Origin of the sequence: Arthrobacter sp. KBS0702, from assembly GCF_005937985.2 — a bacterium.
GTDB lineage: Bacteria > Actinomycetota > Actinomycetes > Actinomycetales > Micrococcaceae > Arthrobacter.
The window spans coordinates 841,713-855,885 of record NZ_CP042172.1 but is presented as its reverse complement, the minus strand read 5'-3'; the positions used below and the strand labels follow the sequence as shown (position 1 = coordinate 855,885).

Below are 14,173 nucleotides of genomic sequence, written 5' to 3'. Positions count from 1 at the left end.
CTTACTTCTTCGTCACGAAGGCTGCGTTGCTGAGGTGGACGACGCCGTCGGCAAAGGTGTCGATGCCGGCCACCGTGGTGCTGTAGGCCGTGAGGCTGCGGACGCGGTAAAGGTAGATCACCGGATTGTCAGCCTGGACCTGCTTCACCACCTGGCCGTAGAGCTGCGCCCGGGCGGCCTGGTCGGTCACGCTGGACGCTTGGGCGAGGAGCTTGTCCACCTGGGGGTTGCTATAGCCGGAGTAGTTGTTGCCTGCGCCGGTGGCGAGGAAGTTGAACATGTTGCCATGCGGGTCCACACGACCGGACCAGCCAAGCTGGAGGGCGGCGAAGCTTCCGCGGGTCTGAACGTCCAGCAGGGTGGAGTACTCCACGGGCCGGATGGTCAGGGCAAAGCCGCCGTCCGCCACGGCAGCCTGCAGTGCCTGGGCGTAGCGCAGCGCGTCAGGAGAATTGCTGACCTGCAGCTCCACCGGGTATGGGGTCTGCACTCCCGCTTCCTGCAGCAGCGCTTTGGCCTTGGTCGGATTGAACTCCGGGCAGGCCCTGCTCAGGTCCGAGGCGAAGGGGCTTGATGGCGCGATCGGCGAACAGGCCGGTTCGTACCAGTTGTTGAAGACGGTGTTCACCAAGGCCGCGCGGTCCACTGACATTGAGAGGGCCTGGCGGACCTTGGCGTCCTTGGCCGTGGGGGTGTTGATCTCCCCCGGCGGTTTGCCGACGCCGGCGGTGTTGCCGAGATTGAGCGTCAGGCCCTGGTAGCCCAGCGACCCCACCTGCAGGATGCCGACGCCGGCCTCCTTGGAGAGTGCGTCCACGTCCTGCGGGGAGATGGAGTCCGCCACCTGGACGGCGCCGGAGCGCAGGTTGGCAGCCCGAATGTTCGAGTCCGTCATGATCCGGTAGGTGATGGTGTCCAGATGGACGTTTTTGGCGTCGTAGTAGAGCGGGTCCCGTTCGACCTTGATGGAGGTCTGCGGCACGCGCCCAGCGAACTTGAAAGGGCCCACGCAGACCGGGTGGTCACCGAAGGCGGCGCCGGCGGCGGCCACGGCCTTGGGTGAGAGCACCATGCCGGCACGGTCCGCAAGGGCTGCGGTGATCGGCGCGAAGGGCTTCTTGTAGTTGATCCGCAGCGTGGTGTCGTTCAGCGTCTGGACGCTGGCGATCGGCCCCAATTCGCTCTTCCGCGCAGAGCCTTTCAGGGTGAGTCCACGCTCGATCGTCAGGCGGGCGGCGTCGGCGTTGAACGGGGTGCCGTCGGCGAAAGTGGCGCCGGTCCGGACCGGAATGGTCACGGCAAGGCCGTCCGCACTCACCACGGGCAGCGCGGTGGCCAACTGCGGGACAATCTTGCCCTTGTCGTCGATGTCGTAGAGCTTCTGGCACATCGTCTGCATGACGTAGCGCGTGTAGAGGGACGACGACGTCGTGGGGTCCAGGCGGTCCGGTTCGGCGGAGAGCGCCATCACCAGCGCCCCGCCCTCCTGGATTTTCTGGTTTCCAATCGGCGCGGACATTACGTCCGTGCGAGTGACGGCTGCTGGCAGGGCTTGGATCGGCTGGCAGCCGGTGGCAGCAACGGCAACGATGGCGATGCTTCCCACCAGGGCGGCAGCCCGGGCGTAGCGCCGGCCGTTGACCGGGGCGGCGGTGGTGCGGAACAAGAGTGACATGCGGATCCAAATCATCGGGTCGAAGACGACGTCTGTATTGAATACAATCGGTGTATGGATACTACATTCGTATACTTTTGTTTCAAGGATGTATCGGAGATATTTCTGTGAATCGCCAAAAATTTTTGGTCCGCACGGACCGCCTGCATCTGGCCCTGATGCTGATGCTGACGTTTTCCACCGGCGTGGTGGATGCCGTGGGCTATCTGGGACTGGACCGCGTGTTTACCGGCAACATGACCGGGAACGTGGTGCTGCTGGGCATGGCCGTGGTGGGCGGCACCGGCCTGCCGATCCTGCGGCCGGCTCTGGCGCTGGCCTTCTTTATGTTGGGCGCCGCTTTGGCGGGACGGGTACTGCGTCGCGGCGGCGAGGGCTGGTCCGCCCGGACCTCCGCGAGCTTCCTGACCGTGGCGTTGGGCCTCTGGGCGTTGACCGTCTTTGTGGCCCTGGCGCCGGTGCATGCCGAACAGTCCCTGGGCAGCACCACTACCTCGGCGATGGCCCTGGTGATGGGGATTCAGGCCGCGACGGCCAAGAAACTCAAGGTTGCAGAGATCACCACGGTAGTGGTCACGTCCACCATCACCGGGCTCGCTGCCGACTCCCGCCTGGCCGGCGGCAGCGGCGTCCACTGGGTCCGCCGGGCGCTGGCGATCGTACTGATCTTGCTGGGCGCCCTGACCGGGTCAGCGGCACTCCTAGTGGGGTTGTGGCTGGGGCTCGGGGTGGCCGCTGTGATTGCCTCGGTTGTGGTGGGTGTCGGGCATGCGCGGTTTCGGATGGACGCGCGGGCAGCCTTGGCGGAGGTCGAGGAGACCGCCGGGGTTGGGGCCGGGGTGGGTTGACCACGCGGCACAGGATCGCCGCTCGCCGTAGCGCCTCAGCGGTTTAGCGGCGGAGCGCCGGCGTCGGCGTCGGCTTCACCATGGCCTTGGCCGGCGGGGCCGGCTGGCTGTCCATCCGGGAGTCTCGGGTCTCACGAGCCCCGCGGGCGTCCGTTGCCTGCCGGCTGACGCGCCGCTCCACGGCGCGTCCGGCGGCGATCGAGAGCCGGTGCGCAGGCCGTTCCACATAGCGGTAGAACAGTTCGGCGGCCAGGAGCGAGGCCGCGACGGAGACGGCGAGCGCCAGCGGCAGCGAGACCTGCCTCAGCAGGGTGACACCGGCCAGGATGATCGGCAGGTGCACCAGGTAGAGGCTGAAGGAGACGCGGCCCAGCCACTGCGCCGCGGCGGTGTCCCCGAGTTTCTTCGCCGAGCCGCACAGCAGGAACACCAGGACGATCAGCGTCGCACCGACGGTGACCACAGCCTCGACGCCGACGATCGGCTGGTCCCGGCTGATCCATTCCGCGTTGGCCAGGAACAGGCCGGCGGCGGCGACCAGCAGCCAGATGAGGCGCGGCAAGGACCGGGTCAGCTCGCGGATCCGCTCACGTTCGGCGCCAAGGATCGCCCCGATGGCGAAAATCGGGAGATAGATCAGCCAATCCAGGCGGAGCACCCCGCCCGCGACGGCCAGGGCCAGCGCGATGACGAGTTTCAGGTGCCAGAGGTTCCGCCAGCGGACGGCAGCCACCACGTAGGCCGGAAGCAGGAGGGAGAACGCGACCTCGTACTTGAGGGTCCACAAAGGCGTGTTGATGGTGCTCGCGTTCAGCAGGAGCAGGGCATCCTTGAGGACCTGGCCCACGCTCGGGTCGGTCACGTACATGTCCGCCCAGACGCTTTGCAGCGGCGACGCCGACCGTGGAATGAGGGCAATCAACGCGACCGCCAGGGCCAGGGATGCCCAGGCCGGCAGGTAGAGGCGCAGCAGCCGCTTGGCGTAGTACGGGGCCCAGCTCCTGGCGGCCCCGGCCTTGGTGAACGGCAGGATCAGCACGAAGCCGGAGAGCACAAAAAAGACGTGCACCGCCGGGGTGCCGTTCCAGAGGATGTGCAGCGGGGAGAAGACCGCCCAAGCCTCCGAACTCGTCAGTCCTCCGGTGCGGTCGCCGGCCACCACCCGCCCGATGTCGGGGAGCGTGGAGAGCGCATGGCAGGCAACCACCACGAGGGCGGCAAGCCCCCTGAGGCCGTCCAACTGCGTGACTCGGGTTTGACCAGACTGATTCCGCATCAACCCTATGTTACCAGTTCGTTACATTGGGGCGGGGTAGCGGCGTCTTCATCCGCCCAGCCGCGGGGCGGCGCCGGCCGACGTCGTCCGGGCCGCCGTGCGGTGTTGGAGCCGTTCCGGTCTCAGGATCTAGGCGCCAATATTGGCAGTGCTGGACTCGGCGATCCGCTTGATGGCGGCGAGCGTCCTCGGAATGCCGTCGAGCGCCTGCTGGGTGCGGTCCGCGATTTGGGCGTCCGCTCCGTCGCCGAATTTCTCATCGAACATGGCTATCCCCTCCGGCAGGAATTCCCACGATTCGCTCAGGACGGTTCCGGCGTCGGACGGGGTGAGGGTGAAGCCCCAGCGGACATACTTGCCACCTACCACCCAGGCGAACTCGCGGCCGCGTTCGGCAGCCACCACCTGCGATCGGGTTTCCCAGGACCGCGTCGGGAGCTCGTTACGGCCCGTGAACCAGGCACCGACGTGGCCGGCGCCGTCCTGGTCGTCCCACCAGCATGACGTACAAACCGGGCTCCACTCACCGGTGCGGGTGATGTCGGAGACCAGGTCGTAGAGCGTCTCGGCGGATGCGTTGACCGTGACCGAATCTTGGTATTGGCGGATGCTGCGCTGATTCATGAGGTCCATCCTTACAGATGCCTCCCTCTACCGCCGCTGGCTGCCGCCGAAGGTAGCCACTGCCCTCAGCAGCAAGGTCTTAATCTTCCTCGAGCAATCCGCAGCCCTGTGTCCTCCGAATTGCTGGCATAAGCATCGGGCCGGCCGCACACCGGCCGGCCCGTCACCGCAAGCCCGCACCCAAGGAGCCCCGCATGACCACCACGACCCATTCCCGAACCACAGCCCGCACCACCGTCCAGAAGGCAAGCCTCGCCGTCGGCGCCGTGTTCCTGCTGGTCGGCGTCCTGGGCTTCGTCCCGGGGATCACCACCGACTACGAGTCGCTGCAGTTCGCCGGCCACCACTCCGAGGCCATGCTGCTGGGCCTGTTCCAGGTCTCGGTCCTGCACAACGTCGTCCACCTGCTCTTCGGCGCCGCCGGCTTGGTGCTGGCCAGCACCGCCACCGGCGCCCGCTCCTTCCTGCTCTACGGCGGCGTCATCTACCTGGTCCTGTTCGTGTACGGCTTGGTGGTCCCGGAAGATTCGGCCGGCGACTTTGTGCCGCTGAACAGCCTGGACAACATCCTGCACCTGGTGCTCGGCGCCGGCATGATCGCGCTGGCAGTCATCCTCACCAAGGGCCGCGCCAAGGCCCGCGCCTAGGCCAGCGCCGCACGCAAAACCCAACCTCCCAACGAACGCGCCCATCGGACCCCGATGGGCGCGTTTGTTCTCCGTCGGGGAAGATCGGCAGGCCCTCAGCTGGGTGCCATGACCACCGTCCCGGCGAAGCGCAACCCCGTCGGCTCCCGCGTCACCCGAGCGGTGCAGACCCTCACGCCGGGGTACTTCGCCCACACGATGGCCAGCGGGATCATCTCGGTTGGGCTTGAGCTCGAAGGGTTCGGCGCACCCTCGTACGTGGGACCGGCCGGTTCCGTCAGCGTCGGCGCGCGGCAGCCGCTCTCCTGAGCGGGCCGGGACCGGCCCCGCGCGGTTCCTCGCTGAACACAGTTGGAAACCCGGCTCAGGCGGGCAGGAACCGGGGAAGAGAAGGCGCGGCCGTTTCGCCAATGCGCAAGGTGCGTATAGTGCCAGACTAACGTTCAGCGAACTCTCGCAAAGGAGACAGGCTATGAAGTTCCAGCCATACCGTTCACCGTCAACCGGGTGCGAGGTACGCGCCGTCCTCTTCGACACCTTCGGCACAGTGGTGGACTGGCGCGCTGGCGTCGCCCGGCAGGCGGCCGCCTTCGCCGCGGCACACGGGCAGGATCTCGACGCCGAGGCGTTCGCCGATGACTGGCGCGCCCTCTACCAGCCGGCAATGGAGGCCATCCGCTCCGGATCCCGCGCATTCGCCACCCTGGACACACTCCACCGCGAAAACCTGGATCCGGTGCTCCGCCGCCACGGCTTCGATCCGGACCGGGTGGACGCCGGAACCCTTGACGAGCTGAACAAATCCTGGCACCGGCTGCCGCCGTGGCCGGACAGCTTGGCGGGACTGGCCGCCATCCGCCGTAGCTACATCGTGGGCCCTCTCTCCAATGGCAACACCTCACTGCTGTTGGACATGGCCAGAAACGCCGGCCTTCCGTGGGACGTCATCATCGGCTCGGACATGACGCGCACGTACAAGCCACTGCCGACGGCCTACCTTAGGACCGCGGAATTCCTGGACCTCAGGCCTGGGGAAGTGATGCTCGTGGCCGCCCACAACAACGACCTGCGTGCTGCCCGGGAGGCCGGGCTGGCGACGGCGTTCATCGCCCGCCCCACCGAATACGGCCCTGGCCAGGTTGCGGATCTGACGCCGGAGAGCGATTGGGACCTCTCGGCGTCGAGCATCGCCGAACTTGCCCACGAGCTCGAGGCCTGAACTGGCCACCGCAGGTTGCGCCGGGTTGCCCAGCGATGCCTGAACCACCCAGCGGGACCCGTGCTACCTCAGGTAGGCGCCCGGCCCGGCGAGGCTAACCTGCGCCCCAAGCTCGGCGTCCCTGAAGGCCTTGTCCCAGTCGTCCTTGTCACCGGCGACGTACCGCCGGCGCTGGACAGACCACCGGCGCAGATAGGCAGATGCCGGGGCGGCGATCGGCGCCGGGCGCGGTAGAGAGTGCGGGGTGGGTGGACGGTGGAGCTTTGCTGCCATGGCAGCGCGCTGGGCGACCCGGCGCCTGCCGCGCACATGCCCGACGACCGCCACTGTAATGACGAGCGCGACGACGAACAGCCAGGTTGCCACGATCAGGTAGGCCATGGCTGCCAGGAACAACAGGAACCGGATAATCCGTGCCATGCCGACATTGTTCCAAGCAGGACCGGTTATGTGAACACCCCAACCGTTACCTGGGCCGTCGACGAACCAACCTCAACTTGCGCCGCAGCCGTCGGTGGCGCGAGCGGCTCCTGATGACATCCCGCGACATAGGGTCCAGACGGACAAGGGCAGCCTGCCAACTGAGGAGTCGCGGCCGAATGCTGGGATCATCGATGGGAAATCCGATCACCGATAACGCGGCTGCACATCGGCGGCCTGTACCGCGCCCGGTGGCGGGCATATCCTGCAGGAAAGCCCACTCGTGGCCCGCAGCGTCCCGGAGGTGCTCATGGAAATGCCGAAAGCGTCCGACGCCGACAAGGCCCGCTTCCGCGCTGTGGTGCCGGAGACTCCCGAGGTGGTCATCAAGCCGATGTTCGGGAACCTCGGGGCGTTCGTGAACGGCAACATGTTCGCCGGCCTGTTCGGCCCCACCATCGGGGTGAAGCTCTCCGAGGCGGACAAAGCGACGCTCGAACGCACCGAGCGGACCGTTCCGTTCGGGCCGGCCGAGCGCCCCATGGGCGGCTACACCGGGCTGCCGGAGATCTGGAACGGCGACGGCGACGACGAAGCGCGCGCCAGGGTCTGGGTGGAAAAGGCGTTCGAGTACGTGGCCGGGCTGCCGCCGAAGACCACCAAGGCTCCGAAGTCCGCAAGGGTTTCCAAGAAGTAGCCGTGCCCTCCCCCGGCGCAGAGCCAGTCCACGAGGTCGACACCCTGGTGATCGGCGCGGGGCAGGCCGGCCTGGCGACCAGCTACTGGCTGAGCCGGAACGGCGTCGACCATCAACTGCTGGAACAGCGGCCGGAACTGGGCGGCGCCTGGCAGGACCGCTGGGATTCGTTCTACCTGAACACCCCGAACTTTGCGTTCCTGTTGCCGGAGCTGGTCTACGACGGTCCCGAGCCGGACGCCTTCCTCCCCCGCGACGAGGTGATCGGGCTGTTCCGTGACTACGCCGAGCGGATCAAGGCGCCGGTCCGGCTCGGTACGGAGGTGACCCGGGTCGGCGTCGTCGACGGCGGCTTCACCATAGAGACCAACCAGGGCCGCTGGCTCGCACGGAACGTGGTCCTCGCGAACGGCGCCTTCCAGCGTCCGCGAATCCCGGCGTCGGCCGCGGCACTCCCCCGGCACATCCTTCAGCTGCACAGTCACGACTACCGCAACGCGCAGCAACTTCCCGACGGCGCCGTGCTGGTGGTGGGTACCGGGCAGTCCGGCGGCCAGATCACGGAGGACCTGCTCGACGCCGGCCGGGAGGTCCACCTTGCCGTCGCGACCTGCCCCGAGGCTCCGCGGCGGTACCGCGGCCAGGATGTTTTCTTCTGGATCCTGCAGCTCAACCTGCACGGCCCCGAGTTCGGCATCAACGGCCTCCAGGCGGACCAGCTGCCCTCGCCGGCCGCGCGGTTCATGTGCAACCCGCTGATCTCCGGCAACGGCGGCGGCCACAGCATCCACCTTCGCGACCTCGGCCGCCGGGGAGTCCGCCTGCACGCCCGGTATGAGGGAACGGACGACGGCGCCCTCGTCTTCAGCGATGATCTCCCCGAACGCCTCGCGCTGGTAGAGGCGGGGTTCGATGCGCGGCTGGGGCGGATGGCCGACGCCTACATCGCCGCGGCAGGCATCGACGCCCCGCCCGCAGAGCCCACGCCGGCGGACGACTGGCTGCCCCCAGAATCGGGGGCGCGGCTCAACCTGACGACTGAGGGCGTCACCGCAGTCATCTGGTGCACCGGCTACGGCCTGGACTTCGGCTTCCTCGACGTCCCGGTCCTCGACGAGCGGAACTACCCGCGGCACAGCCGCGGCGTCACCGAGGTCCCGGGCCTCTACGCCGTGGGCCTGCCCTGGCTCACGAAGCACCTGTCGGCGACGTTGGCCGTGGTGGGCGACGACGCGGAGTTCGTGGCGGGCCATATCGCGGGGCGGTGACGCGAGGTTTCCAAGCTCCGGCCGCTACGGATGCACCAGCACATCACGGCCGTGTCCTTGTGGTTGATGAGGGTGTCGAACCCCTGCTCCACCAGGTCGGCCAGGACGATCGGCAGCTAGTCGTGCACTCGCGGTCGAGAACTAAGGCTCGCAGCGAATGATGACCTACCCAATACGGCTCGAGGACCTCCACTCTGTGGTTCTTCGTGCCGACATTCGCCCTTGGTGGCACTTGTCGGACGCGCGGCGGCGTGGCTGGGTGTCGCAGTATCTCATCGCTCGGCTACGTCTGAGCCGTCCGCACCCCCAGACTCACGTAAATCTTCTACGCAAGCCATCAGCGTTTGTGGCAATTGTTTCAGCAGCCGAAGCCGGTTAGCGGGGGCACTTGGATCATGATCGATGCTCAAGATCCAAGAAACCATCGGGGCACCACCGCCTCCGGAATAGACGAAGACCGAGGACGGTGAAACAAGCCAGTGACGCGACACCAAGTCGTCCGCTAGTCGCAGCGGTAGGAATATGGACACAATATATTGCTGGACGTCAAAGTCGACTTGTCGGAGATCGCAATCCTCAGCCAGGAAGCGAACGTCACTTTGAACCTTCTGGGAAAGAACCAGCTCCTCTTCAAGATATTGAGAGAGGAAAGACTTAGCCCATTTCTGACCATCTTCGTCCCACGAGATGGAAGCATTAGCCGTTATCAGCAGTGACCATGACTTCATGTCAGAGGCATGAAATTCGGCTAGTCGGACAGCTGCTTCCACGAACGGCGACTTACCGTCCTGGATTCGAACATTTCCGTCATAATCCAGATTTATCACCGGGGCCCGGAAAATTTGCTTGTCTTCTCTACTCGGGCTCGCAAAAAGCGCGCCCACGCGTAACTTCTCATGTATATCACTTTCCACGACCTTGAGGCCGGGAAACTTCCTCTTAACGGCGGCGACCGCAGGCATGTTCTTTTCATATGCGACAACTAGCCCGGCATCAGCAGCCGCGATTGAATCATTCTCCGTCAGCCCAATGACACCAGCGTCGATTAGCGCGCTGATGTCGAGCCCATGAGCGCCGCAAAGAGTTACATAAAGGACCCCGGAGTCGTGACCGACCCGTCTGCGATTAATCTCCTGAATCCAGCGACTGCGTATGTAGTTTTTGGATTCCGAAGCTGAGGCCATGGCCAAATCTATGGCACGATCGGCCGGCGGCAGCGCGTTCATCCCTTCATCCGGCGAGAAAATTCGGCGATATATGCTTCAGCAAGAGGACGTGGAAGTGTATCGGCCGCCACTTTGATCGCCATCTCAAAAACCTCAGCCACGGAGAAGGTCCGCGGCGACTTATGACGGCCAGGGGAAAGGTCACCGAGCAACGTGGCTTCGACCACCTCGTTTCGGGCCGTAACGGAAATCCGATTTTCCGCTAGGGAGGCTACTTCGGCCAGCGCAGTTGCGGCCGCCCTACCGCGCTCGACGGACCTCTTCTTCGAGGGTTCAGAATACAGCTCCCTGCGAACCTGCTTAATAAAAGCTGACAGCTCATCATGCAACCACTCCCGAAGCTCCACATATGCATCATGGGTCTCACGAAGAGTCCTTCTATCTATGTTGAGAGCATCTTCCAACCTGTCATCCACATAGATTTCCGCGCTCACCCATCGCTGGAACAGCTGGCCCGTACTTGAGGGATATCCCAAGAAGTCTCGAATATACTCACCAACAGCCGCATTCCTTATGCGAATTAAGACTCCATTAAGATCTTCTGGTCGAAGCATACCGTGAGTCGCATGAAAGTATCCCCGCAACGAAACATTCTTACCTTCGTACACGACCGGTCGAGTTATCATCTTAGATTTACGGGCATCGCTTCGTAAGACGATCGGTTTATACAGCGGGGTGCCATCATAATTTACGCTAAATCTAAGCTGCGTTACATGATCGGCCAAGTCAAGGACCTCGTTCGGAGGATCTTCTCCCAACCAACCACCGGGATAGGCAACAGGTACATTCAAAGCAACGCCAAGCATTGTTTTGCTATATTCGTCCAGTTCCGACCAAGACTTAAGATGCGCCAGATTATCCGCGATAGTTTCCGGCTTGAGCCCGTAGAATGACTTATAGGCCATGTCTTCCCGAGGCGGCTCGGCGCCGGCCATAATCTCACGAGCCGATTCTCGCACATCCTTAAGATAGATTTTAGTGTAGTGCTCGCCCGGATCGGCATCGAAAGTTACTACGCCTGAATAGTCTCCTTTTTTATAGTTCTCGGCCCCTTCCTTGCGTTCTGCTGGTGATTTGGTCCGCATTACTTCAAAGTCAATGGTGACTACCAGGCGTTCACGGCTACCTTCTTTGGTAGAGTGAATCTCCATTCGATCACATAGCTCGTTAGCCGCAATGAAGCCAATACCGATTTTGCCAATCTTCGGACGACCTGAGGGGGTGAAGCTAGAGCCTTCCCGCTTGTGGGATTCAGAAATTCTACTAAAGTGTGTGCTGAATTCGGCCTTGGACATTCCGCAGCCATTGTCCTCAATAGCAATGAATTCTGCATCCGGCTTGATTAGCACCTCAACGACGGTTGCATCCGCGTCATAGCTGTTGTTGACCAGCTCCTTGAGGCACGAGGCTGGACTGTTATAAAGGCCAGAGCTAAGGTCGTCGATAATCCTTGAGCCCACAAGAATCTCGCCGTCGAAGCTCTCGGCTCCCCTGCTTGCGTCCGAATTGCTACGCCCGTTGACGGTCGATTCCGATTCAGTCACGATTCCCTCCCCAAAAGTCTGTTGGCTCGCTAAGTAGGAACGGCCCTCTGCACGCACGCTATCAGCTGGCCGCCTCCTGAGACTGCGCGAACGCGCGTGTGCATAAACTAGCTCGTCCCGCTTCGCCCAAAGCACATCTAAGCACTTCCGTCCAGCAGGTTTAAATACCGCTGGCAGCCACCACATGATCAGCCTGCGCGCAAGCAGAGCCGTTAATTGCCTTCAGGCCCTTAGGCGGCCTTGTGTGTACGATACAGCCGTCGGGATCTACTAAGCTGGTAGGTCATGAGCGACGGACAGCCTTCCTCAACTGACCGCGGGTACTCGCGGCGTTTCGCATCGCTGCAGACCTCGAGTCAGATCTGCATCAGGACTAGCAGGGCTTCTGCGCCTTCACGTAGGCGATGATTGCGACGCAGGCATCGAGCGCCGGCGTCTCCTTGGCTCCATGGTGCCAGCGCGGTTATTCGTGGACCGTTCGCGACGGTGTCCGCCGGAACCCGACAGCGCATGGGACGCCAACCGGGCGCCTCAGTCCACCGATAAGCCGTCGGGGTCAACAGCCGCGGTCTTACTCGGACCGGGTTGAGGCCCCTGGGCCGCCGGCGGCGCGGGCTGCTTTCGTCGTACCCCCGCTTTACATTGGACTCCATCACCGCTGGAAGGATCATCTTGGAACTGGAACTCGCAACCGACCTGGGGAAGTTATACAGAGGCGACTGCATGGATCTGCTTGCGGAAATGGAGTCCGATTCTGTGGACGTCGTTTTCGCTGATCCGCCGTTCAACCTCGGCAAGGACTACGGCAGGGGCATAACCGACGAAATGAAGGAGCATGAATACTTGGATTGGAGCCGTGCCTGGATCACGGAGTGCGCCAGGGTTCTGGCGCCAGGCGGGGCATTTTTCCTTTATAACCTCCCCAAGTGGAACATAAGCAACGGGCAAAGCATGCTGGATCTTGGGTTGCTGTTCCGACACTGGGTTGCCATCGATATTAAATTCGGATTGCCAATCCAAAAGAAGCTCTATCCAAGCCATTACTCCCTGTTGTATTTCACCAAAGGCAAGCCGAAGACGTTTGAGCGCCCGCGCCTCCCGATTGATGTCTGCCGCCATTGCGGCAAAGACATCAAGGACTACGGAGGGCATCGTAATAAGCTGCATCCCGATGGGATCAATCTGACCGATGTCTGGTTTGACATTTCCCCAGTGAGGCATAAACGAACTAAAAACCGCGGAGCAAACGAACTCAGTGAGAAGTTGTTGGAGCGGGTTCTCACTATCGCCAGCGTTCCCGGTGATATGGTCTTCGACCCTTTTGGCGGAAGCGGCACGACGTATGCCGTTGCCGAGAAAATGCATCGACGATGGATCGGTGTCGAAATCGGCGATTGTTCCCACATAACGAATCGACTCATTGGCGTCGAAAATGTCGTAGACATGCCCAATGCTGGAGACAGCGTACGGAAACCCCGGAAGCGCCTCGATAGAATCGAGGCTTCATAGGGCGCCGTTATCCCCACGTGGCACTAGGCTCTGACTGCTCCTCTAGCCCGCCCATCCAGTCCTTTTCCGATGAGCTGAACGTCGCTGTCAACATTGTCGTGCTCCACCACGTAGATCGCCAGAAACCCATATGAGCTCGCCCACTCTTCCCAGATTGGAAAGTATGGTCGCAACTCTCGGATATTTCCAATGCGGTCCGTTAGATACTTTGCGCAGTCAGCGCTCGGGACTATGAGTACGCCGGCTATTGCATTTGTGGACTTAATTCCTACCGCCATTTTGTTGAGCGCCCTGTGGCTCGACGATATGTTTCCCGTCTCCCATTCTAGAAGAATTACGTCTCCGTTGATTTCCTTCTGAGCGTCAATGGGCCCAGGCCGCACGTCGCCTGGTATCCCAAACCTCCGTTCTACCTCCCAACCGGCGGCCTTCAAAGAGGACATGCACTCTGCCTTTATTGGCACAACGCCGTTACCTTTCCGTGCCGGTTGGATCGTAAAGTCTATCGCCCCAGGAGGCCAGACTACAGCGTGAATTGCTGCCTCGATTTCGGTTTCAGCTTGCTCCCAAGCTTCGCCGTGTTGAAATTTGTTAAGGTCTCCGAGAATTATCCGTTCAGCTATTTTCACGACCCCAGCGTAAACCCGGTGTCGAGGATCGGATGGTAAGGCTTGCGTGTCGGTCTTCGATTTATGACTTGGCCCATTTCGAGAAGTGACATCATCACTGATGCAGCGAGCAGCTCCGGCCTCTTGCCACCAGCTGGGAAGTATGTGGTACCGCATGTAGCGCGGTATCGGTGAGATTCAAGCGGGTAAGTTCGACGATGCGTTCCAATTCTCCAGGAAAGAGGGACCTCGATCCTCTACCCCACCCCCGACCCATCCTAAAGACGAACGTTCGATATCGGCACCAAGGCCAATGACATAGGTGAGATTATCTTCTGAAGCGATGCGCCCAAGCCTGACGCCGACGCCGACGCGAAGGGTGATCCGGACCAATCTCTCACTTACGCCTGATGTACGCATGAACGTGGCGGGGTTGCGAGGCCCCCAGTCCTACACACTGTTGTGGAACCAGAGCCTTACAAATGAACTCCCGAATGCCGGTAGTTTTCCACGCCGCTTAAGGACACCGCGGCGAAGCGCACGTTCTCGGGCCGCACGATGTGCCTAGTGAGGCCTCGGTACATAATTTTCCCAGATGAACCGGATAAAATG

General features: G+C 62.6%; 14 protein-coding genes. 7 read left to right on the top strand and 7 right to left on the bottom strand.

Annotated features, from left to right (window positions below):
* Nucleotide 1 precedes the first annotated feature (1 nt).
* Nucleotides 2-1,675, bottom strand: coding sequence for an ABC transporter substrate-binding protein (locus FFF93_RS03975; RefSeq protein ID WP_138770065.1), 1,674 nt, complete (start codon nucleotides 1,673-1,675; stop codon nucleotides 2-4).
* Between the two features lie 107 nt (nucleotides 1,676-1,782).
* Between FFF93_RS03975 and FFF93_RS03970 the strand changes: the two genes are divergently transcribed.
* The gene (locus FFF93_RS03970; RefSeq protein WP_261375283.1) at nucleotides 1,783-2,523 is read left to right on the top strand and encodes a YoaK family protein; all 741 of its coding nucleotides are present in this window, start codon (nucleotides 1,783-1,785) and stop codon (nucleotides 2,521-2,523) included.
* Between the two features lie 43 nt (nucleotides 2,524-2,566).
* Here the strand turns inward: FFF93_RS03970 and FFF93_RS03965 are convergent, their stop codons facing one another.
* Together FFF93_RS03965 and FFF93_RS03960 are read right to left on the bottom strand one after the other, a co-directional pair.
* On the bottom strand, nucleotides 2,567-3,763 hold the full coding sequence (locus FFF93_RS03965) for an acyltransferase (RefSeq protein WP_222424643.1): 1,197 nt from the start codon (nucleotides 3,761-3,763) through the stop codon (nucleotides 2,567-2,569).
* 165 nt (nucleotides 3,764-3,928) lie between these two features.
* The gene (locus tag FFF93_RS03960) at nucleotides 3,929-4,423 is read right to left on the bottom strand and encodes an SRPBCC family protein (RefSeq protein WP_138770067.1); all 495 of its coding nucleotides are present in this window, start codon (nucleotides 4,421-4,423) and stop codon (nucleotides 3,929-3,931) included.
* A 194-nt stretch (nucleotides 4,424-4,617) separates the two neighbouring features.
* Here FFF93_RS03960 and FFF93_RS03955 point away from each other — a divergent pair, with 194 nt between their 5' ends.
* The 3 genes from FFF93_RS03955 to FFF93_RS03945 all read left to right on the top strand — a co-directional run bounded on the left by FFF93_RS03955 (nucleotide 4,618) and on the right by FFF93_RS03945 (nucleotide 6,289).
* A complete protein-coding gene (locus tag FFF93_RS03955; RefSeq protein ID WP_138770068.1) occupies nucleotides 4,618-5,070 on the top strand; it encodes a DUF4383 domain-containing protein in 453 nt (150 codons plus the stop codon).
* A 108-nt stretch (nucleotides 5,071-5,178) separates the two neighbouring features.
* Nucleotides 5,179-5,379: a hypothetical protein gene (locus FFF93_RS03950; RefSeq protein ID WP_186372224.1), complete on the top strand. Its 201-nt coding sequence runs from the start codon at nucleotides 5,179-5,181 to the stop codon at nucleotides 5,377-5,379.
* 163 nt (nucleotides 5,380-5,542) lie between these two features.
* Nucleotides 5,543-6,289 carry a haloacid dehalogenase type II gene (locus FFF93_RS03945; RefSeq protein WP_138770069.1) on the top strand — a complete coding sequence of 249 codons (747 nt, stop codon included), beginning with the start codon at nucleotides 5,543-5,545 and terminating at the stop codon, nucleotides 6,287-6,289.
* Between the two features lie 63 nt (nucleotides 6,290-6,352).
* On the opposite strand, the gene FFF93_RS03940 is transcribed toward FFF93_RS03945, so the two are convergent.
* Nucleotides 6,353-6,709 carry a hypothetical protein gene (locus tag FFF93_RS03940; protein WP_138770070.1) on the bottom strand — a complete coding sequence of 119 codons (357 nt, stop codon included), beginning with the start codon at nucleotides 6,707-6,709 and terminating at the stop codon, nucleotides 6,353-6,355.
* Nucleotides 6,710-7,019: 310 nt separating this feature from the next.
* On the opposite strand from FFF93_RS03940, the gene FFF93_RS03935 reads away from it, so the two are divergent.
* Both FFF93_RS03935 and FFF93_RS03930 read left to right on the top strand, forming a co-directional pair.
* Nucleotides 7,020-7,406 (top strand): TfoX/Sxy family protein, encoded by a 387-nt coding sequence (locus tag FFF93_RS03935; protein WP_138770558.1) that lies wholly within the window; start codon nucleotides 7,020-7,022, stop codon nucleotides 7,404-7,406.
* 2 nt (nucleotides 7,407-7,408) lie between these two features.
* Complete coding sequence (locus FFF93_RS03930; protein WP_138770071.1) at nucleotides 7,409-8,674, top strand: NAD(P)/FAD-dependent oxidoreductase; 1,266 nt, start codon at nucleotides 7,409-7,411, stop codon at nucleotides 8,672-8,674.
* 272 nt (nucleotides 8,675-8,946) lie between these two features.
* On the opposite strand, the gene FFF93_RS03925 is transcribed toward FFF93_RS03930, so the two are convergent.
* Nucleotides 8,947-9,900 carry a hypothetical protein gene (locus tag FFF93_RS03925; RefSeq protein WP_138770072.1) on the bottom strand — a complete coding sequence of 318 codons (954 nt, stop codon included), beginning with the start codon at nucleotides 9,898-9,900 and terminating at the stop codon, nucleotides 8,947-8,949.
* The gene (locus FFF93_RS03920) at nucleotides 9,897-11,444 is read right to left on the bottom strand and encodes an ATP-binding protein (RefSeq protein WP_186372223.1); all 1,548 of its coding nucleotides are present in this window, start codon (nucleotides 11,442-11,444) and stop codon (nucleotides 9,897-9,899) included. The genes FFF93_RS03925 and FFF93_RS03920 overlap by 4 nt, the downstream gene beginning before the upstream one ends.
* Before the next feature lie 672 nt (nucleotides 11,445-12,116).
* On the opposite strand from FFF93_RS03920, the gene FFF93_RS03915 reads away from it, so the two are divergent.
* The gene (locus tag FFF93_RS03915; RefSeq protein WP_222424642.1) at nucleotides 12,117-12,953 is read left to right on the top strand and encodes a site-specific DNA-methyltransferase; all 837 of its coding nucleotides are present in this window, start codon (nucleotides 12,117-12,119) and stop codon (nucleotides 12,951-12,953) included.
* Nucleotides 12,954-12,976: 23 nt separating this feature from the next.
* Here FFF93_RS03915 and FFF93_RS03910 read toward each other — a convergent pair whose 3' ends face one another.
* Nucleotides 12,977-13,582: a restriction endonuclease gene (locus tag FFF93_RS03910; protein WP_186372222.1), complete on the bottom strand. Its 606-nt coding sequence runs from the start codon at nucleotides 13,580-13,582 to the stop codon at nucleotides 12,977-12,979.
* Between the last annotated feature and the right edge of the window lie 591 nt (nucleotides 13,583-14,173).

Coding starts and splice junctions, on each gene's coding strand:
- FFF93_RS03975 (WP_138770065.1), bottom strand. CDS start 1,675: ATGTCACTCTTGTTCCGCACCACCGCCGCCCCGGTCAACGGCCGGCGC.
- FFF93_RS03960 (WP_138770067.1), bottom strand. CDS start 4,423: ATGAATCAGCGCAGCATCCGCCAATACCAAGATTCGGTCACGGTCAAC.
- FFF93_RS03955 (WP_138770068.1), top strand. CDS start 4,618: ATGACCACCACGACCCATTCCCGAACCACAGCCCGCACCACCGTCCAG.
- FFF93_RS03950 (WP_186372224.1), top strand. CDS start 5,179: ATGACCACCGTCCCGGCGAAGCGCAACCCCGTCGGCTCCCGCGTCACC.
- FFF93_RS03945 (WP_138770069.1), top strand. CDS start 5,543: ATGAAGTTCCAGCCATACCGTTCACCGTCAACCGGGTGCGAGGTACGC.
- FFF93_RS03940 (WP_138770070.1), bottom strand. CDS start 6,709: ATGGCACGGATTATCCGGTTCCTGTTGTTCCTGGCAGCCATGGCCTAC.
- FFF93_RS03935 (WP_138770558.1), top strand. CDS start 7,020: ATGGAAATGCCGAAAGCGTCCGACGCCGACAAGGCCCGCTTCCGCGCT.
- FFF93_RS03925 (WP_138770072.1), bottom strand. CDS start 9,900: ATGAACGCGCTGCCGCCGGCCGATCGTGCCATAGATTTGGCCATGGCC.